The following is a 21,335-nucleotide window of genomic DNA, read 5'->3' as shown; positions in this document are numbered from 1 at the left end:
GTTCCCATGGCGCTTTAGTGCACGACCCGTTCGAACACGAGCTTGCCGTTGTCCACCTCGACGGGGATCACGTCCTTCGGACCGAACTTGCCGGCCAGAATCAGCTTGGCGACCGGGTTCTCGATCTCCTGCTGGATCGCGCGCTTTAACGGCCGCGCGCCGAACAGCGGGTCGTAGCCCACCTTGCCGATCAGTTCCAGCGCGGCGTCCGACACGACCAGCTGCATGTCGAGCTTCGCGAGCCGTTCGTGCACCCGTTCGAGCTGGATCTTCGCGATCGACTGGATGTTCGAGCGATCGAGTGCATGGAACACGACCACATCGTCGATCCGGTTCAGGAATTCCGGCCGGAAATGCAGCTTCACTTCTTCCCAGACGGCGTCCTTCACCGTTTCCTCGGGCTGACCGATCATCGACTGGATCACCTGCGAACCGAGGTTCGAGGTCATCACGATCACCGTGTTCTTGAAGTCCACGGTACGGCCCTGGCCATCCGTCATACGGCCGTCGTCGAGCACCTGCAGCAGCACGTTGAAGACGTCCGGATGCGCCTTCTCGATTTCGTCGAGCAGGATCACGCTGTACGGCTTGCGGCGCACGGCTTCCGTCAGATAACCGCCTTCCTCGTAACCGACGTAGCCCGGCGGCGCGCCGATCAGACGCGCGACGCTGTGCTTCTCCATGAACTCGCTCATGTCGATACGAATGAGATGGTCTTCCGCGTCGAACAGGAACGCTGCGAGCGCCTTGCACAGTTCCGTCTTGCCGACACCCGTCGGTCCTAAGAACAGGAACGAGCCATACGGGCGGTTCGGATCCGACAGACCGGCACGCGAACGGCGGATCGCATCGGCGACAGCGCTGATCGCTTCATCCTGGCCGACCACGCGCTGATGCAGCTTCTCTTCGATCTGCAACAGCTTCTCGCGCTCGCCCTGCATCATCCGCGACACGGGGATGCCCGTGGCACGTGACACGACTTCCGCGATTTCCTCGGCGCCGACCTGCGTGCGCAACAAGCGCGGACGCGTCGGATTGCTCTGCTCTTCAGCTTCTGCCTTCGTGACCGCCTTCAGTTGCTGCTCGAGTTGCGGCAGCTTCCCGTACTGCAATTCGGCGACCTTCTCCAGCTTGCCTTCGCGTTGCAGACGCGTGATTTCCGCGCGCGTCTTCTCGATCTCTTCCTTCAGCTGCGCGCTGCCCTGCACGGCCGCTTTTTCCGCCGTCCAGATTTCTTCGAGATCCGAATATTCGCGGTCGAGCCGCTCGATTTCTTCCTCGATCAGTTGCAGACGCTTTTGCGACGCTTCGTCCTTTTCTTTCTTGACGGCTTCGCGCTCGATCTTCAACTGGATGCGACGACGATCGAGCCGGTCCATCTCCTCGGGCTTCGAGTCGATTTCCATCTTGATCTTCGACGCGGCTTCGTCGATCAGGTCGATCGCCTTGTCCGGCAGGAAACGGTCGGTGATATAGCGATGCGACAGTTCCGCCGCCGCGACGATAGCCGGGTCGGTAATATCGACGCCGTGGTGCAGTTCATAGCGTTCCTGCAAGCCGCGCAGGATCGCGATGGTTGCCTCGACGCTAGGCTCGTCGACGAGCACCTTCTGGAAGCGGCGCTCGAGCGCGGCATCCTTTTCGATGTACTTGCGATATTCGTCGAGCGTGGTCGCACCAACGCAATGCAGTTCGCCGCGCGACAGCGCCGGCTTGAGCATGTTGCCCGCGTCCATCGCGCCTTCGGCCTTGCCCGCGCCGACCATCGTGTGAATTTCGTCGATGAAGACAATGGTCTGGCCTTCGTCCTTCGCGATGTCGTTCAGCACGGCCTTCAGGCGCTCTTCGAACTCGCCGCGATACTTCGCGCCCGCGAGCAGCGCCGCCATGTCGAGCGACAGCACGCGCTTGCCTTTGAGCGTTTCAGGCACTTCGCCGTTGACGATACGCTGCGCAAGCCCTTCGACGATGGCCGTCTTGCCGACGCCCGGTTCGCCGATCAGCACCGGGTTGTTCTTGGTCCGGCGCTGGAGAATCTGGATCGAACGGCGGATTTCGTCGTCGCGGCCGATCACCGGGTCGAGCTTGCCCGCACGGGCGCGCTCGGTCAGGTCGATCGTGTATTTCTTCAGCGCTTCGCGCTGGCTTTCGGCGTCCTGGCTGTGCACCTGCGCGCCGCCCCGCACGGCGACGATAGCCGCCTCGAGCGACTTGCGCGACAAACCATGTTCGCGCGACAGACGGCCCGCTTCGCCTTTATCGTCAGCGATGGCGAGCAGGAACATTTCGCTCGCGATGTAGGTGTCGTTGAGCTTCTGCGCTTCCTTGTCAGCCTGATTCAACAGGCCCGTGAGATCGCGGCCGATCTGCACGTTGCCGTCCGTGCCCTGCACTTGCGGCAGACGCGTGATCGCGTCGTTCAACGCCGTTTGCAGTGCCTGCACATGCACGCCGGCACGCGCCAGCAGCGAGCGCGCAGAGCCGTCCTGCTGCGCGACGAGGGCCGCTAGCAGGTGGACGGGTTCGATGTACTGATTGTCATGGCCGACGGCAAGGCTTTGCGCGTCGGATAACGCTTCCTGGAATTTAGTGGTGAGTTTGTCGACTCTCATCTATGAGACCTCCAATTTCGATTACCACCAAAATGAGGCGTTTTATGCCGGTTTCAAGCGCTTTTTTGCATCGGGGAGAGAGAATTTACACGCGAACCGCACGAACGTGCGGGACGTGAGATGGGTACGGGTGTCCCGCAGGTCTTCGGGAACACAGTGAAGTGTAGCCCGGCGTGCGTTCGGGTAATAGCGAAGGGACAGCGCAAGCGAAGACGGGCGCGCCTGTCTTGCATGCGCGCGTCGCGTCGGGCATGCCGGGATGCCCGAGCCGGGAAATCCGGCCAGCCGGGACACGCCGCCGCTGGACGGAATCCGTTGGCGGCGCGGCCCGGGCGGCCCGTGCCGCCAACCGCGGGCAAACCGGCGATCAGGTGCCCGTCGATACCGCCGGCACGATCGGCACGATTGTCGCCGACGGCTTCAATCCGAGTAACGACATCAGTGGCGACGCCGGTTCCGCGATGTCGCGGATCGTATAGCTGTCGAGTTCACGGAAGAAAGCCGCCCGCGCGGATTCGAGGATGCCCTTCAGTCGGCATTGCGACTGAATGACACACTCGCGATGCGCGCCGCTCGTATCGGCGCCGTTGAAGCAGGAGACGAGCGCAAAGTCGTGCTCGGCGGCCCGCACCACCTCGCCGACGGTGAGCGCCGACGAATGCTCGAACAGCCGCAGACCGCCATTGCGTCCACGTACGGTCTCGACCCAGCCAAGTTCGGCGAGCCGCTGAACCACCTTCATCAGATGGTTCTTCGATATGCCATAAGCATCGGAGATGTCTTGTATCGTTGCCAGTCCTTCGGAGCGAACTGCGAGGTAAAGCAACACGCGCAGCGAGTAATCGGTATAGTCTGTCAGTCTCATTGAAAGGCAAATCGCGACGGAGTCAGCATGCGGAATGTTCACGCCGGCTCCACTAACGCCAGTACTTCGGCCGCGCAATAACATGCTTTCAAAGCACATCTTATTGCCACGTTTATCTCGTTATTTCGCGTAACTATAAACGGTAACTTTCGTTTTAAGCGCATTTTTTCTTTGTTTAGAGCAAGCGCGCCAAAACGTTTGCGATACCGCGACTTGCCGCGACTCACTTTTGTTCCAGATATGAAGTCCGATATTTCTTCCGATATTTCCGCTGTCGCGCCTCTCGCGAAGCGTTACGCCGAAGCCACTGAAGACAACATCCGCGAGCTCGTCTACGCGTTCTACGACCGCGTGCGGGCCGACGCACTGCTCGGTCCCGCGTTCGAGCAGAAGCTCGCGGGCCGCTGGGACGAGCATCTGCCGAAAATGTGTGTGTTCTGGGGGTCGCTGGTGCTGGGGGCGAAGCAGTATCGCGGCAACGTGCAACAGGCGCACATGCCGCTCGAGGGCCTTGAGCCGCGCCATTTCAGCCGGTGGCTGTTCCTGTTCCTGGACACGGTCGAGTCACGCTATGAACCGGCTGCCGCCGTGCGCTTCATGGAACCCGCGCTGCGCATCGCGCAGAGCCTGCAGCTGAGCAAGTTCGGCTGGGACTACCAGATTCCCGCCGAACAGCAGGCCTTGCTGGAGCGAATTGCGCCCCGCCGCCGCTCGCGCGAAGAGCACGCGGCCGAACATTCGTGGCCGCGTGGCGAGCCGTTTCCGGCAAAAATTATCGGTAAATCTGGCGATAGCGATTAAAACTGAGCAATTGGTCAGGATTTAACAATTTCGAATCCGCCATTGCGATTTAACATTTCGAATCCGGATTAACGCGTTGACGTTTATATTTGAAACGTTCAACGAATAAGCGTTAATCCGTTTTCGAATTCAGCGATTCGAGTCCCCAGCGCGCGAGCGCTTCATCGTCGGTCACGCGTGCGTCGACCCACCGCTCGCCGGTTTCCGTCTTTTCTTTCTTCCAGAACGGCGCCTGGGTTTTCAGGTAATCCATCACGAACTCGCAGGACGCGAATGCGTTGCCGCGATGCTTCGAGGTCGTCGCGACCAGCACGATCTGGTCGAGCGGCATCAGCTTGCCGACGCGGTGCACGATCAGCACCTCGGTGCCCGGCCAGCGCTCGCGCGCCGCCTCGACGATCGCCTCCAGCGACTTCTCCGTCATGCCCGGATAGTGCTCGAGTTCCATCGTCTCGACGGTTTCACCTTCGTTGATATCGCGCACCGTGCCGACGAAGCACGCGACGGCGCCCACCTTCGGATTTTGCGCGCGCAGCGCGGCCACTTCCGTCGACAGGTCGAAATCTTCTGTCTGAACGCGGACGGTCATCGTATGTCCTCGCTGGCTTAGCCGCCCGTGACGGGCGGGAAGAACGCGACTTCGCAGCCGTCGGTGATGCGCGTGCCGGCGTCCGTCATCACATGATTGCAGGCCATGCGCAACGCGCGGCCTTCGGCGAGCGCCTCGGCCCACACGCCGCCGCGTACGCGCAACCACGCGCGCACGTCGCCGACGGTCGCGATGCCTTCGGGAAGGTCGACGGATTCGTCGGACCGGCCGAGCGCTTCACGCACGCTCGCAAAATATTTCAGCTGGATCTTCATGTTCGGTAGCGGTCGGATGACGGCCGCGTTCAGTTCAGCAACTCGGAAAACGGGATGAAGCGCACGGTCTCGCCGGCGCTGATCGCATGATTCGGCGGATTGTCGATCAGCCCATCGCCCCAGACGGTCGACGTCAGCACGGCCGAACTCTGGTTTGGAAACAGATCGAGGCCGCCCGCGGCGTTCACGCGGGCACGCAGGAACTCATTGCGGCGGTCGCCCTTTTGCTGCGTGAAATCGGCGCGCAGCGACAGCGCCCGCGGCGTGACCGTGCGCACACCGGCGAGGCGCAGCAGGAATGGCCGCACGAACAGCAGGAACGTGACGAAGGTCGACACGGGGTTGCCCGGCAGGCCAATGAAGAAGGTCTCGTTCGCGCCGCCTTGCGCATCCGACGTCGCCGCGCGATGGATGGCGCCGAACGCGAGCGGCTTGCCCGGTTTCATCGCGATCTGCCACATCGACAGACGGCCCTCCGCCTCGACCGCGGGCTTCACGTGGTCTTCTTCGCCGACGGAGACGCCGCCACACGTCAGGATCAGATCATGCGCCTGCGCGGCTTCACGCAGCGTCTGGCGGGTCGCGTCGAGCTTGTCGGGCACGATGCCGTAGTCGGTCACTTCGCAACCGAGCTTGTGCAGCAGGCCGGTCAGCGTGAAGCGGTTCGAGTTGTAGATGGCGCCCGGCTTGAGCGGCTCGCCGGGCATCGTCAGTTCGTCGCCGGTGAAGAACACGGCGACCTTCACGCGCCGCACCAACTCCAGATGCGCGCAGCCGACGGACGCCGCCAGGCCGAGCGCCTGCGGCGTGAGCCGCGTGCCCGCCGGCAGGATGGTTGCACCTTTGCGGATATCGGCGCCTTGTTGCGTGATCCATTCGCCTGCTTTAGGCGTGTGCAGGATCGTCACTTCATCGCCGACGGCTTCCGTCTGTTCCTGCATCACGATGGCATCCGCGCCGGGCGGCACGGTTGCACCCGTGAAAATGCGTGCCGCCGTGCCCTCTGCGAGCGGCTGCGGCGCGTGACCGGCGGGGATGCGCTGCGAGATGGGCAGACGCCGTTCGCCCTGCGACAACTCGGCAACGCGCACTGCATAGCCGTCCATCGAACTCGTGTTCATCGGCGGGACGTCGAGGGGCGAGACGACGTCGGCGGCAAGCACCCGGTTGATGGCTTCCAGGGTTGGAAGCGTTTCTTTGCCGTCGATTTGCACGGCCGCGCCGAGCAATGTGGCGAGCGCGTCGGCTGTCGAGAGCATCGGTGCGCGTGGCGCGGGCTGGGCGGGTGATGGAGTGGACATCGATCGTTCGGGAAGCGATGAGGAAATATTTATTGTAGCGGGGGTGGGCGAGTCGTGTAGTTGGCGTTTTTTTGTCTTGCGACGCTGTGTGGTCTGCTTTCGCTTTCGCTGGCATCTGCGCTTTGTCTTGCCTGCTTCACGCGTTGCCCCTGTGCGGGGCGGCACTTACTTTCTTTGCCGCCGCAAAGAAAGTAAGCAAAGAAAGCGGGCTAACACCGCCCGTTCTTGACCTCCGCCTGATGGCCCCCAACAGTTCCTCCACTTCACACGGCAACTTCTCAGTCACCGCCCGTTGCCAACGCTCCGAACGGACGCCTCACCCGCTTCAATCACCCGTAGCGCCGCTGGCGGCAGCGAATGGTTTGCGCCGCCCAGGTGGCAAACTGTGTGTCGGTCGTAGTGCTCCACACCTCAGCGCTCTTACGACACCGATCGTGCTTTTCAGTTCGGAGTGGTGTGCATACGCCGCGAAAGCCTACACACAGTTCACCACCATAGAACGTGGGAGATTTGATCGCGCGTGTGGCGACGCGGGAGTGTGAAGCGGGTGAGGCGCTCAATAAGAGCGTTGGCAGCGGGCATCGAGAAGAGCGATGTCGCGAACAGGACGGGGCCGTTGGGGGCCCGTGGGCAAGAACAAGGGCTAGCGGTGTTCAGCGGCTTTCTTTTGCCTACTTTTCTTTGCCGCGGCAAAGAAAAGTAGGTGCCGCCCCGCACAGGGGCGACGCCTGAAGTACCAATAACAAAACGCGGATGCCAGCAAAAACACGAGCAAACCAAACCAGCGTCGCAGACAAAAAAACAACCCTTACCGTGTCCGCTCAGCAACAAACGCCTTAACCTGCTCAGCATCCGCCGCCAGCACTTCAAACCGCTGAGGCAGCGCCTCCAGACCACTAAACGCTGCCGGCCGCTCAGGCTCACGTTCGAGCGCTTCACGAATGGTTTCGCCGAACTTGATCGGCTGGGCAGTCTCCAGCACGATCATCGGCACACCTGCCTGCAGATGCTCACGCGCAACCTTGACGCCATCGGCAGTATGCGTATCGATCATCGTGTCATACCGCTGGAACACGTCGCGAATCGTATCGACGCGATCGTCGTGGCTGCTGCGCCCCGACACGAAACCAAACTCCTGCACGCGTGCAAAATCACCGCTCGCCTGAAGATCGAAACCGCCCTTCTCCTCGACATCGCGGAACAGTTGCAGCACACGCTTCGGATCGCGCCCCAGCAGATCGAACACGAAACGCTCGAAGTTCGATGCCTTCGAAATGTCCATGCTCGGGCTGCTCGTGTGATACGTCTCCGACGACTTGCGCACGCGATAAATCCCCGTGCGGAAGAACTCGTCGAGCACGTCGTTCTCGTTGGTCGCGACCACGAGCTTCTCGATCGGCAGGCCCATCATGCGCGCGATGTGACCCGCGCACACGTTGCCGAAGTTGCCCGATGGCACCGTGAACGACACGCGCTCGTCGTTGCTCTTCGTCGCCGCGAAATAGCCCTTGAAGTAGTACACGACCTGCGCGACCACGCGCGCCCAGTTGATCGAGTTAACCGTGCCGATCTTCTGCTGCGCCTTGAACGCGTGATCGTTCGATACGGCCTTGACGATGTCCTGGCAATCGTCGAACACGCCTTCGATCGCGATGTTGAAAATGTTCGGATCCTGCAGCGAGTACATCTGCGCCGTCTGGAACGCGCTCATCTTCTTATGCGGCGACAGCATGAACACGCGAACGCCCTTCTTGCCGCGCATCGCGTATTCGGCCGCGCTGCCCGTGTCGCCCGACGTCGCGCCGAGAATGTTCAGCGTTTCGCCATGCCTGGCCAGCGTGTACTCGAACAGGTTGCCGAGCAGCTGCATCGCCATGTCCTTGAACGCAAGCGTCGGACCGTTCGACAGTTCGAGCAGCGACAGCGGCGTGCCGCCTTCGACGCCCAGCGTCTTCAGCGGCGTAATCTGTGCAGCGTTCTCTTCGTCGCGCACGTTGCAGTACACCTGTGCCGTGTACGTGCGGCGCGTCAGTTCCCGCAGGTCTTCGTCGGGAATGTCGTCGCTGAACTTGCGCAGGATCTCGAACGCGAGATCCGCGTACGGCAGCGCGCGCCAGCGCGCGAGTTCATCCGCGGACACCTTCGGATAGTCGTTCGGCAGATACAGGCCGCCATCCTTCGCGAGACCGCCGAGCAGGATGTCGGAGAACGTATGGCGCTCGCCGATGCCGGCGCCGCGCGTGGAGATGTAATTCATGAGCTAGCCTCTTTAGGTGTCGTCAGTTCAGCGCTTCCATGCGCAGCTTCGTCACCTTCGACACGACCGTCTTCAGCGCCTCGATACTCGCGATCGCCGCGTTGACGTTCTTTTCGACCGTCTCGTGCGTGATCAGGATGATGTCCGTCTCGCCCTTCTTCGACACGTCGACCTGTTCCGATTCCTTCTGCAGCAGCGCGTCGATCGAGATGCCCGTGTCGGCCAGAATGCGCGTGATGTCGGCCAGCACGCCCGTTACGTCGGCAACACGCAGACGCAGGTAGTAGCCGCTCGTCACTTCGTCGATCGGCAGGATCGGCGTGCTCGACAGACGGTCCGGCTGGAACGCCAGATGCGGCACACGATGCTCAGGATCCGCCGTATGCAGACGCGTCACGTCGACGAGATCGGCGACCACGGCGGAAGCCGTCGGCTCCGCGCCCGCGCCCTTGCCGTAGTACAACGTCGTGCCGACCGCATCGCCGTGCACGACGACCGCGTTCATCGCGCCTTCCACGTTGGCGAGCAAACGCTTGGCGGGAATCAGCGTGGGATGTACGCGCAGTTCGATGCCCTTGTCCGTGCGGCGCGTAATGCCGAGCAGCTTGATCCGGTAGCCGAGTTCTTCCGCGTACTTGATGTCGATCGCGGCCAGCTTGCTGATGCCTTCGACGTACGCCTTGTCGAACTGCACGGGCACGCCGAACGCGATCGCGCTCATGATCGTCGCCTTGTGCGCGGCGTCCACGCCTTCGATATCGAAGGTCGGGTCGGCTTCCGCGTAGCCGAGTTCCTGCGCGGCCTTCAGAGCGGTGGCGAAGTCGAGCCCGCGATCGCGCATCTCCGACAGGATGTAGTTCGTCGTGCCGTTGATGATGCCCGCGATGTACTGGATGCGATTGGCCGTCAGCCCTTCGCGCAGCGCCTTGATGATCGGGATGCCGCCCGCGACGGCCGCTTCGAACGCGACCGTCACGCCCTTCGCGCGCGCCGCCTCGAAGATTTCCGTGCCGTGCACGGCGAGCAGCGCCTTGTTGGCCGTCACCACATGCTTGCCGTTGTTGATCGCGCGCAGCACGAGTTCGCGCGCGAGGCCCGTGCCGCCGATCATCTCAGCAATGATGTCGATGGACGGATCGTCGACGACCGAACCGAAGTCATCGGTAATCGCGACGGTGCCCGCTTCGCTGCCGAGCGCTGTGGTGGCCTTGGCGGGATTGCGCACGGCAATGCGCGCAATCTCGATGCCGCGGCCCGCGCGTCGGTTGATTTCTTCCTGGTTGCGGCGCAGTACCGTGAAGGTGCCGCTGCCTACCGTGCCGAAGCCCAGCAGTCCAACTTTGATCGGTTCCATGCAGCGTGTGTTTCGAGTGAGAGATTGGTAAATCGGTTCGGGGCGCGGATAAACCGCGCTCAGGCCGCGTGGCGTTTGCGATAGCCGTCGAGGAAGCGCGCGATCCGGTTGATCGAATCGGCGAGATCGTCGACGTTCGGCAGGAACACGACGCGGAAGTGATCCGGCGTCTTCCAGTTGAAGCCGCTGCCCTGCACGAGCAGCACGCGTTCTTCCAGCAGCAGATCGAGGATGAACTGCTGGTCGTTTTCGATCGGGTACATCTTCGGGTCGAGGCGCGGGAACATGTACAGCGCCGCTTCGGGCTTCACGCAGGTCACGCCCGGGATCGCCGTCAGCATGTCGTACGCGAGTTCGCGCTGCTTGTAGAGCCGCCCGCCCGGCATGATCAGTTCATTGATGCTCTGATAGCCGCCCAGCGCCGTCTGGATCGCATACTGGCCGGGCACGTTCGGGCACAGGCGCATCGACGCGAGAATGCCGAGGCCTTCGAAATAGTCTTTCGCGCGACGGCGGTTTTCGCCCGTCAGGCCCGACACCCACATCCAGCCCGCGCGGTAGCCACACGAGCGGTAGCTCTTCGACAGGCTGTTGAAGGTGACGGTGAGCACGTCCTCCGACAGCGCCGCCATCGACGTATGCGTCTTGCCGTCGTAGACGATCTTGTCGTACACCTCGTCCGCGAAAATCACGAGGCCGTGTTCGCGCGCGATCTGGATCAGACCGAGCAGCAGTTCGTCCGAGTACAGCGCGCCCGTCGGGTTGTTCGGGTTGATGACCACCAGCGCTTTCGTGTTCGGCGTGATCTTCGCGCGAATATCGTCGAGATCGGGCATCCACGCGTTCGATTCGTCGCAGATGTAATGTACGGGCGTGCCGCCCGACAGGCTCACGCCCGCCGTCCACAGCGGGTAATCCGGCGCGGGCAGCAGCACTTCGTCGCCGTCGTTCAGCAGCGCCTGCAAGGCCATCACGATCAGCTCGGACGCGCCGTTGCCGATGTAGATGTCGTCCAGTTCCACGCCCACCACGCCCTTTTGCTGCGCGTAATGCATGATCGCCTTGCGCGCCGCGAACACGCCCTTCGAGTCCGAATAGCCCGACGACGTGGGCAGGTTGCGGATCATGTCCTGGATGATTTCATCCGGCGCCTCGAACCCGAACGGCGCCAGATTGCCGATGTTCAGCTTGATGATGCGATGGCCTTCCTCTTCGAGGCGCTTCGCATGTTCGAGAACGGGCCCGCGAATGTCGTAGCAGACGTTCAACAGCTTGTTGGATTTGAGTATCGGTTTCACGACGGGCACTTCATCCTGGGTAAATGGGCGGGACACCGGGTGAGCGGGACCACGGAGCGCTCGCCCCGGGCAGCGGGCAAGCGATGAGACGGGATTGCGCGGCGGGCGGTCCCGGCCACGCGGCGCGGGCAGGCGCAGTGCATGAAACGGAACGTGGGCGGCACATGACCGTCGGGGCCGTCGGGAGGCCGGACAGGCGTTCGGGTAGCGCCTTTCGCCGACGCTTTCCGGGTCACTGCGGGACACCCCACGGGCAACGGCCAGGCGCAGTCGCCAGCCTTGCGGGCGCGGCTTGTGGCAGCGCGCGAACCTGAAGGGAGCCGCCGGGCGGCTAAAAAGTTATAATTTAGCGGATTTTGGCCGGGTTCCGCAATGCACCACGCAAGGCTGTGCAAGCCTTCGGCACGCGGCGGCAGGCACCCGGCGAGGCGTGCGCAAGGTCCGGCAGCCGCTGCCGCTCAGGCGCAGCGCCCGTCCCTGTCGCATTGAACCCGGGCCTGTGCATGCCAGTCGAACCGCGACTGCATGTCTTACGACGACCACGGAAAACCAGTTTGAAATTACACCAGGATTCAAGCGGCGCCCTGAATACCGTCACGGGCTACGGCGCTGGCTATGTCGATATCAATCTCGAACGCCATACGGGCAGCATCATCGTGTTGCCGCAAAGCCCGGTCATCCCGTGGCCGGTGTCGTCGTTCGAGACGCTGTCACCCGAGCACTTCGCGCTGCTGATCGAGCCGGCGCCGGAAGTCGTCATCTTCGGCAGCGGCGAGCGCCTGCGCTTTCCGCATCCGCGTCTCACGGCCGCGCTCGCCGCGCACCGGATCGGCGTCGAGACGATGGACTTCAAGGCCGCCTGCCGCACTTACAACATCCTGATGGCTGAAGGCCGCAAGGTCGCTGCGGCGCTGCTGATCGAAGGCTGAACGCCTGACATCGCCATGGCATTCCGGATGCCTCGTCATCCGGATCAAGTACACTGCGCGGCCGGGCGCCCCTTGTGGCCTGACGCCCTGCCGCCATGTAAGGCCCGGTAAGCCGGCAGCGGATCGCGCGGCGCGGCGTCATAAGGTTGCGATAAGCATCGCGCAGGGACAATGCGCGCCGGCGGGCAGCGCCGCACCGGATGCGGCGCGAGTCCGCGATGCCCTGTCCGTATCTGCGCCGCGACATGACGCCGGCGCGCTGCGCGCCGCAGCAACGGACAGCCGTCCGAACGGGATAAGAAAGAAGCCGCGACAGCGGCGCCGACAAAGGTTGAAACACACATGAACGACAAGCCGTCCGGGCTCACGCTCAATCGCACGACGGTCCTGCTGCTCGTGCTCGCGCTGGCCGTGATCTGGTTCGTACCGCTCGGCTGGCGCCATCTGCTGCCAAGCGACGAAGGCCGCTACGCGGAAATGGCGCGCGAGATGTTCGTCACGAACGACTGGATCACGCCGCGCTACAACGACTACAAGTACTTCGAGAAGCCGCCGCTGCAAACCTGGGCGAACGCGCTGTCGTTCGCGTGGTTCGGCATCGGCGAATGGCAGGCGCGGCTCTACACCGCGCTGACGGGCTTCGTGGGCGTGCTGCTGGTCGGCTACACGGGCGCGCGTGTGTTCAATGCCGCTACGGGCATCTTCGCCGCCGTCGTGCTTGCGAGCGCGCCGTACTGGTATCTGATGGGCCACTTCAATACCCTCGACATGGGCCTGTCGTTCTGGATGGAAGTCACGCTGTGCGCACTGCTGCTCGCGCAGCGCCCCGGGCTCGCCGCACGCGAACAGCGTCTGTGGATGTGGCTCGTCTGGGCATCGATGGCGCTCGCGGTGCTGTCGAAGGGCCTGGTCGGCCTGATCCTGCCGGGCGCCGTGCTGGTGCTGTACACCGTCATCGCGCGCGACTGGGCGCTGTGGAAGCGCCTCTATCTGGTAAGCGGGCTGATCGTGTTCTTCGCGGTCGTCACGCCGTGGTTCCTGCTCGTGCAGGACCGCAACCCCGAGTTCTTCAACTTCTTCTTCATCGTCCAGCAGTTCCGGCGCTATCTGACGCCCGAGCAGAACCGTCCCGGCCCATTCTGGTACTTCCTGCCCGTGATGCTGGTCGGCTTCCTGCCGTGGCTGTCGGTCGCGTTTCAAAGCGCGCGGCACGCGCTGCGCATGCCGCGCCAGGCCAACGGCTTCGCACCCGTGACGCTGCTGTTCGTGTGGACGGCCTTCATTTTCCTGTTCTTCAGCGCATCGCACTCGAAGCTGCTGTCGTACACGCTGCCCATCGCGCCCGCGATTGCGCTCGTGATCGGCATGTATCTGCCCCTCGTCACGCGCGAGCGGTTTCACCGGCATCTGACGGGTTATGCGCTGTTCCTCGTCGCGGGCGGCTTCGGCGCGGTGTTTCTGGGGCATCTCGGCGACAAGCGCAATCCGAACGCGTTGTACCTCGAGTTCCGCACGTGGGTGTACGCCGCGCTCGCCGTCGGCTTCGTGTTCACGCTCATTGCGATCTGGATCAACCGGCGCACGCGCCACGCGGCGAACGTGAGCGCAAACGGATCGCCGACGGGCATTGCGGGCGCCGCGGCGGCGTTCGGTATCGGCTGGGTGCTGCTCGCGACGATCGCCGGCACGGGCCACGACGCGTTCGGCCGGCTGTCGTCGGGTGCGCCGCTCGCGCCCGATGTGAAGGCCGCGCTCGCGAAACTGCCCGCCGACACGCCGTTCTACTCGGTCGGCGTGCTCGATCACACAGTGCCGTTCTACATCGACCATACGATGATCATGGTCGAGCATCCCGACGAACTGGCGTTTGGCGTCTCCGTGGAACCGCAAAAATGGGTGCCGACGATCCCGCAATGGGTCGAGCGCTGGAAGTCGGACCGTTACGCGATGGCGCTGATGTCGCCCGACCGCTACAAGGAATTCAGCGACCAGCATCTGCCGATGACCGTCGTCGCGCGCGACTCGCGCCGCGTGATCGTCGAGAAGCCGCTTGCGGCCGGAACGGATGCCGGCGCGCCTGGCGCCGCGCAGGCCCAACCCGCCCCGGCACCCGCCGCTGCCTCACAGCCGCAGCAATGACCGCTTTCCTCACCCGAACTTTTCTTCGATGAACCCGATTTCGCTTTTCTGCATCCTCGCGGGCGTCGCGCTGAACGCGACGGCCCAGCTGCTCCTGAAGGCCGGCACGAACGCCATCGGCCATTTCGACTTCACGGTGTCCAACATCATCCCGATCGGCTGGCGCATCGCGACGCAGTTGCCGATCATCGGCGGGCTTACCTGCTACGTGCTGAGCGTGGTCGTGTGGATCGTCGGGCTGTCGCGCGTGGACGTGTCGATCGCCTATCCGATGCTGTCGCTGGGCTATGTTGTGAACGCCTTCGCCGCGTGGTATCTGTTCGGCGAAGTGTTGTCGGCGCAACGCCTCGTGGGCATTGGCGTGATCCTGGTCGGCGTGGTGCTGGTGGCGCGCAGCTGAGATCCCCGGCTGACACCGCCCCGACGTAGCGGAAACGCCCCTGGCAACCCTGCTCGCGTCTGCTAATGTCTTCTGAAAAGTTTCGAACGCTGGACATTACAGCGGAACTCGCACATGATCGCCGCCGCATTCAGGCGCAGATCGACGCAAACGCAGGAATTTGAGCGCAACACAAGCTAAACGTCAGTGTTTCGTAAGATAAGCGGCCTGAGACCCATTTTTACATCGAGCAAAACCATCCATGACCCAGTCATCTGTTCCGTTTTTGCCGTTCGTTCGTCCCGAGATCGATGAAGAAACGATCCGCGGTGTAGTCGACGTGCTCCGCTCCGGCTGGATCACGACGGGCCCGCAGAACCAGGCGTTCGAAAAGGCGTTGTCGGAATATTGCGGCGGCCGCCCGGTGCGCACCTTCAACTCGGGCACGGCCACGCTGGAAATCGGTCTGCGCATCGCGGGCGTGGGCGCCGGGGACGAAGTCATCACGACGCCCGCGACGTGGGTCTCGACGAGCAACGTGATTCTCGAAGTCGGCGCGACGCCCGTGTTCGTCGATATCGACCCGGCCACGCGCAACATCGATCTGGATCTGCTGGAAAAGGCGATCACGCCGCGCACGAAGGCGATCATTCCCGTGTTCCTGTCGGGCCTGCCCGTCGACATGGACCGCCTCTACGCGATCGCCCGCGCGCACAAGCTGCGCGTGATCGAAGACGCTGCGCAGGCATTCGGCTCGACGTGGAACGGCGAGCGCATCGGCAAGCTCGGCGACATCGTGTCGTTCAGCTTCCACGCGAACAAGAACCTGACGTCGATCGAAGGCGGCGCCCTCGTGCTGAACAACGAGGAAGAAGCCGTCCTCGCGCAGAAATACCGGCTGCAGGGTATCGTGCGCACGGGCTTCGACGGCATGGATTGCGAATTGCTGGGCGGCAAGTACAACCTGACGGACGTCGCCGCGCGCGTCGGGCTCGGCCAGTTGCAGCATATCGAGCGCTTCAACGCGCAGCGCAGGAAGCTCGCGCGCGCGTATTTCGGCGGTTTCGAAGGCGGCGCGGCGGTCAAGCTCGGCATGGGCCTGCCGCTCGCGGATTTCGAAAACAGCAACTGGCACATGTTCCTCGTGACGCTGCCGCTCGCGCGCCTGTCGCTGACACGCGCGCAGTTCATGGAGCAGATGAAGGAACGCGGCATCGGCACGGGCACGCACTACCCGGCCATCCACCTGTTCTCGCTGTATCGCGCGATGGGCTACAAGGAAGGCATGTATCCGCATGCTGAGCACTACGGCGCGACCACGCTCACGCTGCCGCTCTTCACGCAGATGAATGAAAGCGACGTCGCGCGCGTGTGCCACGCCGTCAACGAAATTTGCGAACAATACGGCCGATAATCGGCCAAACAGGCAGTCAACCAAGCGGTCAACAAGCGGAAACCCAGCGGAAATGAATCAAACGGACCCACGCCCGGTCGCGCCCGAAGTCTCGATCATCATCCCCGTGTACAACGAGGAAGCGGGCCTCGGCCAGCTGTTCTCGCGCCTGTATCCGGCGCTCGACGCGCTCGGCACGAGCTACGAGGTGATCTTCATCAACGACGGCAGCCGCGACAAATCGGCCGCGCTGCTCGCCGAGCAGTTCCGTGCCCGCCCCGACACCACGCGCGTGATCCTGCTGAACGGCAATTACGGGCAGCATATGGCGATTCTCGCGGGCTTCGAGCAGTCGCGCGGCCAGATCGTCATCACGCTCGATGCCGACCTGCAGAATCCGCCTGAAGAAATCGGCAAGCTGTGCGCGAAGATGCGCGAAGGCTACGACTACGTCGGCACGATCCGCATGCAGCGACAGGACAGCCTGTGGCGGCGCAAGGCGTCGCTCGTGATGAACCGCCTGCGCGAGCGCATCACGCGCATCAAGATGACTGACCAGGGCTGCATGCTGCGCGCGTACAGCCGCCACATCATCGACACGATCAACCGCTGCGGCGAAATCAACACGTTCATTCCCGCGCTCGCCTACACGTTCGCGCAGAACCCGGTCGAAATCGAAGTCGCGCATGAAGAGCGCTTCGCGGGCGAATCGAAATATTCGCTGTACAGCCTGATTCGTCTGAACTTCGACCTCGTGACGGGCTTTTCGGTCGTGCCGCTGCAGTGGCTGTCGTTCATCGGCGTGATCCTGTCGATGGGCTCGGCGGCGCTGTTCGTGCTGCTGCTGATTCGCCGCTTCATCATCGGCGCGGAAGTGCAAGGTGTGTTCACGCTGTTCGCGATCACGTTCTTCATGCTCGGCGTGATCATCTTCGCGCTCGGGCTGCTGGGCGAATACATCGGCCGCATTTATCAGCAGGTGCGCGCGCGTCCGCGCTATCTGGTGCAGACCATTCTCGAGGAGCGCAACGGCGAACCCGTCGCCGCGCAGCCGCGCCAGTCGGTCGTGCAAGGCGTGCAGCCGGCGCCCGTGATCGGACACGATCAGGGGATGGAGCGATGAAGCCACGCGCCGTCGTCTTCGCGTATCACAACGTCGGTGTGCGCTGCCTGCAGGTGCTGCTCGCGCGCGGCGTCGACGTCGCGCTGGTCGTCACGCACGAAGACAGCCCGACGGAGAACATCTGGTTCGGCAGCGTCGCTTCCGTGGCGGCCGAACACGGCATTCCCGTCGTCACGCCCGCCGATCCGAAAAGTCCGGAATTGCGCGCGCTCGTCGTCAAGACACAGCCGGATTTCATCTTTTCGTTCTATTACCGGCACATGCTGCCCGTCGATCTGCTCGCTGTCGCGCCGCGCGGCGCGTTCAACATGCACGGGTCCTTGCTGCCGAAGTACCGTGGCCGGGTGCCGACCAACTGGGCGGTGCTGAACGGCGAGACGGAAACGGGCGCAACGCTGCATGAAATGGCGGCCAAGCCCGATGCCGGCGCGATCATCGCGCAGACGCCCGTGCCCATCCTGCCCGACGACACGGCCGCGCAGGTGTTCGACAAGGTGACGGTCGCCGCCGAACAGACGCTATGGCGCGTGCTGCCCGCGCTGCTCAAGGGCGAGGCGCCGCATCTGCCGAACGATCTCGCGCACGGCAGCTATTTCGGCGGACGCAAGCCGGAAGACGGGCGCCTGGACTTCAGCCAGAGCGCCCAGCAGGTCTACAACCTGATTCGCGCCGTCGCGCCGCCGTATCCGGGCGCGTTTACGGATATCGACGGCGAACGTTTCGTGGTTGCGCGGGCGCGGCTCGCCTCGCCCGGCACGCCCGGCGGGGATTTGCCGCCCGGCATCCACGTAGGCGATAATGGCTTTTTTGCGACATGCGGCGACGGCCGCGTGATTGCGATCCACGAATTGCGGCATCAGCGCGACGATCAGCACCAGACAAGCGAGCGCGTCGTCACCCCCGCCGAATTCACCCAGCTCACTCAATCTTCCCGTAACACATGAAAAAAGTCCTGATTCTGGGTGTGAACGGCTTCATCGGCCATCACCTGTCCAAGCGCATTCTCGAGACGACCGACTGGGAAGTGTTCGGCATGGACATGCAGACCGAACGCCTCGGCGACCTCGTCAACCACGAGCGCATGCACTTCTTCGAAGGCGACATCACGATCAACAAGGAGTGGGTCGAGTATCACGTGAAGAAGTGCGACGTGATCCTGCCGCTGGTCGCGATCGCCACGCCCGCTACCTACGTGCAGCAGCCGTTGCGCGTGTTCGAACTGGACTTCGAGGCGAATCTGCCCATCGTCCGTTCGGCTGTGAAGTACGGCAAGCATCTGGTCTTCCCGTCCACGTCGGAAGTCTATGGCATGTGTTCGGACGAGCAGTTCGACCCGGACGCGTCCGCCCTCACCTACGGCCCGATCAACAAGCCGCGCTGGATCTACGCGTGCTCGAAGCAGTTGATGGACCGCGTGATCTGGGGCTACGGCATGGAAGGCCTGAACTTCACGCTGTTCCGTCCGTTCAACTGGATCGGCCCGGGCCTCGACTCGATCTACACGCCGAAGGAAGGTTCGTCGCGCGTCGTGACGCAGTTCCTCGGCCATATCGTGCGCGGCGAGAACATCAGCCTCGTCGACGGCGGTGCGCAAAAGCGCGCGTTCACGGATATCGACGACGGCATCAGCGCGCTGATGAAGATCATCGAGAACAAGGACGGCGTCGCCACGGGCAAGATCTACAACATCGGCAACCCGACCAACAACTTCTCGGTGCGCGAACTCGCGCACAAGATGCTCGCGCTCGCGGCTGAGTTCCCTGAATACGCGGAGATGGCGAAGAAGGTGCAACTGGTCGAAACGTCGTCGGGCGCTTACTACGGCGCGGGCTATCAGGACGTGCAGAACCGCGTGCCGAAGATCGACAACACGAAGCAGGAACTCAACTGGGCGCCGACCTCGACGTTCGACGAAGCGCTGCGCAAGATTTTCGAAGCGTACCGTGGTCATGTCGCCGAGGCACGCGCCCTCGTCGAGCAACAGTAAGGGCTGTCGCGCTTGGCTCTGATCGTCCTGAAGATCGATGTCGATACGCTGCGCGGCACGCGTGAAGGCGTGCCGAATCTCGCGCGTATCTTCGATCGCTACAAGGCACGCGCCACGTTCCTGTTCAGCCTCGGCCCGGATCACACCGGCTGGGCGATGCGGCGCGTGCTGCGGCCCGGCTTTCTGAAGAAGGTGTCGCGCACGTCCGTGGTCGAGCACTACGGCGTGAAGCAGCTGATGTACGGCGTGCTGCTGCCCGGCCCCGACATCGGCGCGCGCGCGCGTTCGGAAATGCGCGCGATCCACGAAGCCGGCTTCGAATGCGGCATCCACACGTGGGACCACGTCTACTGGCAGGACAACGTGCGTTCACGTCCGCGTGACTGGACCGTCGCGCAGATGCAGAAGAGCCACGACCGTTTCGCCGACATCTTCGGCATGCCGCCCGTCACGCACGGCGCGGCGGGCTGGCAGATGAACGGCCATGCGTTCGAGCAGATCGACGCCTGGGGCATGCAGTACGCGTCCGATGGGCGCGGGCATACGCCGTATTTTCCGGTCGTGGGCGGCCGCACGCTGTCGCATGTGCAGATGCCGACCACGCTGCCCACGCTTGACGAAGTGCTCGGGATCGACGGCATCGACACGCACAATGTCGCGCAGTGGATGCTCAAGCGCACCGAGAACAATCCGCACGACCAGGTGTTCACGTTGCACGCGGAACTCGAAGGCCAGAAGCTCGCGCCCGTGTTCGAGCAACTGCTCGCCGGCTGGCGCGCGCAAGGCCACACGTTCGCAACGATGGGCGACTACCATGCCACGCTAGACCGCGACACCCTGCCGTCGTACCCTGTGACGTGGGGCGAGATTCCGGGCCGCTCCGGCGAACTGATCGTCCAGCCCGACTAGCCGTGCAGCGGTGCGCGCATCTCCCGAACATGCTTCGTCCGATGCGTCGCGCGACAGATCTCGCAGCGCCCGCAAGCAACCCCGAAGACAATCACGCGCGCGGCCCACGCCGCCGCCGACACCGATAAGCGTCGATAACAAACCGGAGGACCTCGTGCCCATCGCAGTCGATCAACCCGTTCCCGACTTCACCGCCCCGGCTACGGGCGGCGACTTCACGCTGTCCAGCCTGCGCGGCAAGAAAGTCGTCGTGTATTTCTATCCGAAGGACAACACGCCCGGCTGCACGACGGAAGGTCTGCAGTTCCGCGACCTGTATCCGAAGTTCAAGAAGGCGGGCGCGGAGATCATCGGCGTGTCGCGCGACAGCGTGCGTTCGCACGATAACTTCAAGGCCAAGCTCGAACTGCCGTTTACCTTGGTATCGGACCCGGATGAAACGCTGTGCACGCTCTTCGGCGTCATGAAATTGAAGAAAATGTATGGCAAAGAAGTACGGGGAATTGAGCGCTCCACGTTTGTCATCGACGCTGAAGGCGTGCTCCGCCAGGAATGGCGCGGCGTCAAGGTGCCAGGTCACGTCGATGACATTCTGGAGGCTGTACAAGCGCTTTGAGGCGCGTTATATTGGGCCGCAATGAGTGCCTGTTCACATACTTTTTTCCGCAGTTGCGCTGCAGATCGCGTCTTCGTCGCCGCTGACCGCAAGGCAGTCATCCCGGCAATGAGGCGAGCCATCAGGCGCAATGCGATGACCGAAGTCGAGCCGCTTGCCCCGTCTGCCGGGGCGGCGGCTTTTTTAATTGCGCGCAGCAGTTCGCGTCGTTCGCAGCGCACTTTCGTCAAGGAGCCGATCGAAGACCAGGCGAACCGGCATTACTAATCCGACACGCGCCACCGGACGCAAATTGCGAGCGCACAACGCACGACAGTTTGCGGCAGGCGGCGAAGAATTGTGACCCGCTTTATTTGAGGGAAACCATGCCTTTGCCTACCCCACCCAGCAAGCTCGGCAATCTGTTGCCGCCTGATGAATACACGGCGAAGCCTGCAAAGCCTGGTCGAAAACAGGCGCAAGAAGGGGAGCAAGCCGCATCGGCCGAATATGGCCGCGCCAATGTTGA

At 63.0% G+C, this 21,335-nt stretch carries 19 protein-coding genes; 11 read left to right on the top strand and 8 right to left on the bottom strand.

All coding sequences use genetic code 11. The features are described 5' to 3' along the window. Nucleotides 1-14: 14 nt before the first annotated feature. Both clpB and G3O01_RS42100 read right to left on the bottom strand, forming a co-directional pair. The gene (gene clpB / locus G3O01_RS42105; RefSeq protein WP_205813399.1) at nucleotides 15-2,612 is read right to left on the bottom strand and encodes an ATP-dependent chaperone ClpB; all 2,598 of its coding nucleotides are present in this window, start codon (nucleotides 2,610-2,612) and stop codon (nucleotides 15-17) included. Nucleotides 2,613-2,979: 367 nt separating this feature from the next. Beyond that, nucleotides 2,980-3,477, bottom strand: a complete 498-nt coding sequence (locus tag G3O01_RS42100) for an Rrf2 family transcriptional regulator (protein WP_205813398.1) — start codon at nucleotides 3,475-3,477, stop codon at nucleotides 2,980-2,982. Nucleotides 3,478-3,717: 240 nt separating this feature from the next. On the opposite strand from G3O01_RS42100, the gene G3O01_RS42095 reads away from it, so the two are divergent. Beyond that, nucleotides 3,718-4,278: a group III truncated hemoglobin gene (locus tag G3O01_RS42095; protein ID WP_205813397.1), complete on the top strand. Its 561-nt coding sequence runs from the start codon at nucleotides 3,718-3,720 to the stop codon at nucleotides 4,276-4,278. 112 nt (nucleotides 4,279-4,390) lie between these two features. Here G3O01_RS42095 and moaE read toward each other — a convergent pair whose 3' ends face one another. The 6 genes from moaE to G3O01_RS42065 all read right to left on the bottom strand — a co-directional run bounded on the left by moaE (nucleotide 4,391) and on the right by G3O01_RS42065 (nucleotide 11,361). Continuing rightward, nucleotides 4,391-4,867, bottom strand: coding sequence for a molybdopterin synthase catalytic subunit MoaE (moaE, locus tag G3O01_RS42090; RefSeq protein WP_205813396.1), 477 nt, complete (start codon nucleotides 4,865-4,867; stop codon nucleotides 4,391-4,393). Between the two features lie 17 nt (nucleotides 4,868-4,884). Then, nucleotides 4,885-5,142, bottom strand: a complete 258-nt coding sequence (gene moaD, locus G3O01_RS42085; RefSeq protein WP_205813395.1) for a molybdopterin converting factor subunit 1 — start codon at nucleotides 5,140-5,142, stop codon at nucleotides 4,885-4,887. Between the two features lie 29 nt (nucleotides 5,143-5,171). After that, the gene (gene glp, locus G3O01_RS42080; RefSeq protein ID WP_205813394.1) at nucleotides 5,172-6,443 is read right to left on the bottom strand and encodes a gephyrin-like molybdotransferase Glp; all 1,272 of its coding nucleotides are present in this window, start codon (nucleotides 6,441-6,443) and stop codon (nucleotides 5,172-5,174) included. A gap of 808 nt (nucleotides 6,444-7,251) precedes the next feature. Beyond that, on the bottom strand, nucleotides 7,252-8,700 hold the full coding sequence (gene thrC / locus G3O01_RS42075; protein WP_205813393.1) for a threonine synthase: 1,449 nt from the start codon (nucleotides 8,698-8,700) through the stop codon (nucleotides 7,252-7,254). A gap of 22 nt (nucleotides 8,701-8,722) precedes the next feature. Beyond that, nucleotides 8,723-10,054, bottom strand: a complete 1,332-nt coding sequence (locus G3O01_RS42070; RefSeq protein ID WP_205813392.1) for a homoserine dehydrogenase — start codon at nucleotides 10,052-10,054, stop codon at nucleotides 8,723-8,725. A gap of 59 nt (nucleotides 10,055-10,113) precedes the next feature. After that, on the bottom strand, nucleotides 10,114-11,361 hold the full coding sequence (locus G3O01_RS42065; protein WP_346779266.1) for a pyridoxal phosphate-dependent aminotransferase: 1,248 nt from the start codon (nucleotides 11,359-11,361) through the stop codon (nucleotides 10,114-10,116). Nucleotides 11,362-11,906: 545 nt separating this feature from the next. Here G3O01_RS42065 and G3O01_RS42060 point away from each other — a divergent pair. The 10 genes from G3O01_RS42060 (at nucleotide 11,907) to G3O01_RS45675 (ending at nucleotide 21,094) form a co-directional block, all read left to right on the top strand. Then, nucleotides 11,907-12,281 carry an Mth938-like domain-containing protein gene (locus tag G3O01_RS42060; RefSeq protein WP_205813390.1) on the top strand — a complete coding sequence of 125 codons (375 nt, stop codon included), beginning with the start codon at nucleotides 11,907-11,909 and terminating at the stop codon, nucleotides 12,279-12,281. 342 nt (nucleotides 12,282-12,623) lie between these two features. Further along, on the top strand, nucleotides 12,624-14,420 hold the full coding sequence (locus tag G3O01_RS42055) for a glycosyltransferase family 39 protein (RefSeq protein WP_205813389.1): 1,797 nt from the start codon (nucleotides 12,624-12,626) through the stop codon (nucleotides 14,418-14,420). A gap of 28 nt (nucleotides 14,421-14,448) precedes the next feature. Then, the gene (locus G3O01_RS42050) at nucleotides 14,449-14,820 is read left to right on the top strand and encodes an SMR family transporter (protein WP_205813388.1); all 372 of its coding nucleotides are present in this window, start codon (nucleotides 14,449-14,451) and stop codon (nucleotides 14,818-14,820) included. Nucleotides 14,821-15,061: 241 nt separating this feature from the next. After that, nucleotides 15,062-16,213: a DegT/DnrJ/EryC1/StrS aminotransferase family protein gene (locus tag G3O01_RS42045; protein WP_205813387.1), complete on the top strand. Its 1,152-nt coding sequence runs from the start codon at nucleotides 15,062-15,064 to the stop codon at nucleotides 16,211-16,213. A gap of 52 nt (nucleotides 16,214-16,265) precedes the next feature. Next, nucleotides 16,266-17,315, top strand: coding sequence for a glycosyltransferase (locus G3O01_RS42040; RefSeq protein WP_205813386.1), 1,050 nt, complete (start codon nucleotides 16,266-16,268; stop codon nucleotides 17,313-17,315). Further along, the gene (locus G3O01_RS42035; RefSeq protein WP_205813385.1) at nucleotides 17,312-18,259 is read left to right on the top strand and encodes a formyltransferase; all 948 of its coding nucleotides are present in this window, start codon (nucleotides 17,312-17,314) and stop codon (nucleotides 18,257-18,259) included. The genes G3O01_RS42040 and G3O01_RS42035 overlap by 4 nt, the downstream gene beginning before the upstream one ends. Next, entirely contained in the window at nucleotides 18,256-19,302 is a 1,047-nt protein-coding gene (locus tag G3O01_RS42030) for a bifunctional UDP-4-keto-pentose/UDP-xylose synthase (RefSeq protein ID WP_205813384.1), read from the top strand. The genes G3O01_RS42035 and G3O01_RS42030 overlap by 4 nt, the downstream gene beginning before the upstream one ends. Nucleotides 19,303-19,314: 12 nt before the next feature. Beyond that, nucleotides 19,315-20,211: a polysaccharide deacetylase family protein gene (locus tag G3O01_RS42025; RefSeq protein WP_205813383.1), complete on the top strand. Its 897-nt coding sequence runs from the start codon at nucleotides 19,315-19,317 to the stop codon at nucleotides 20,209-20,211. A 154-nt stretch (nucleotides 20,212-20,365) separates the two neighbouring features. Then, nucleotides 20,366-20,827 (top strand): peroxiredoxin, encoded by a 462-nt coding sequence (locus G3O01_RS42020; RefSeq protein WP_205813382.1) that lies wholly within the window; start codon nucleotides 20,366-20,368, stop codon nucleotides 20,825-20,827. Nucleotides 20,828-20,962: 135 nt separating this feature from the next. Further along, nucleotides 20,963-21,094 carry a hypothetical protein gene (locus G3O01_RS45675; protein ID WP_277403088.1) on the top strand — a complete coding sequence of 44 codons (132 nt, stop codon included), beginning with the start codon at nucleotides 20,963-20,965 and terminating at the stop codon, nucleotides 21,092-21,094. Nucleotides 21,095-21,335: the final 241 nt, after the last annotated feature.

The sequence above is a fragment of the Burkholderia sp. Ac-20365 genome (assembly GCF_017104715.1).
Taxonomy (GTDB): Bacteria; Pseudomonadota; Gammaproteobacteria; order Burkholderiales; family Burkholderiaceae; genus Paraburkholderia.
This window is presented reverse-complemented; position numbering and strand designations above follow the sequence as displayed.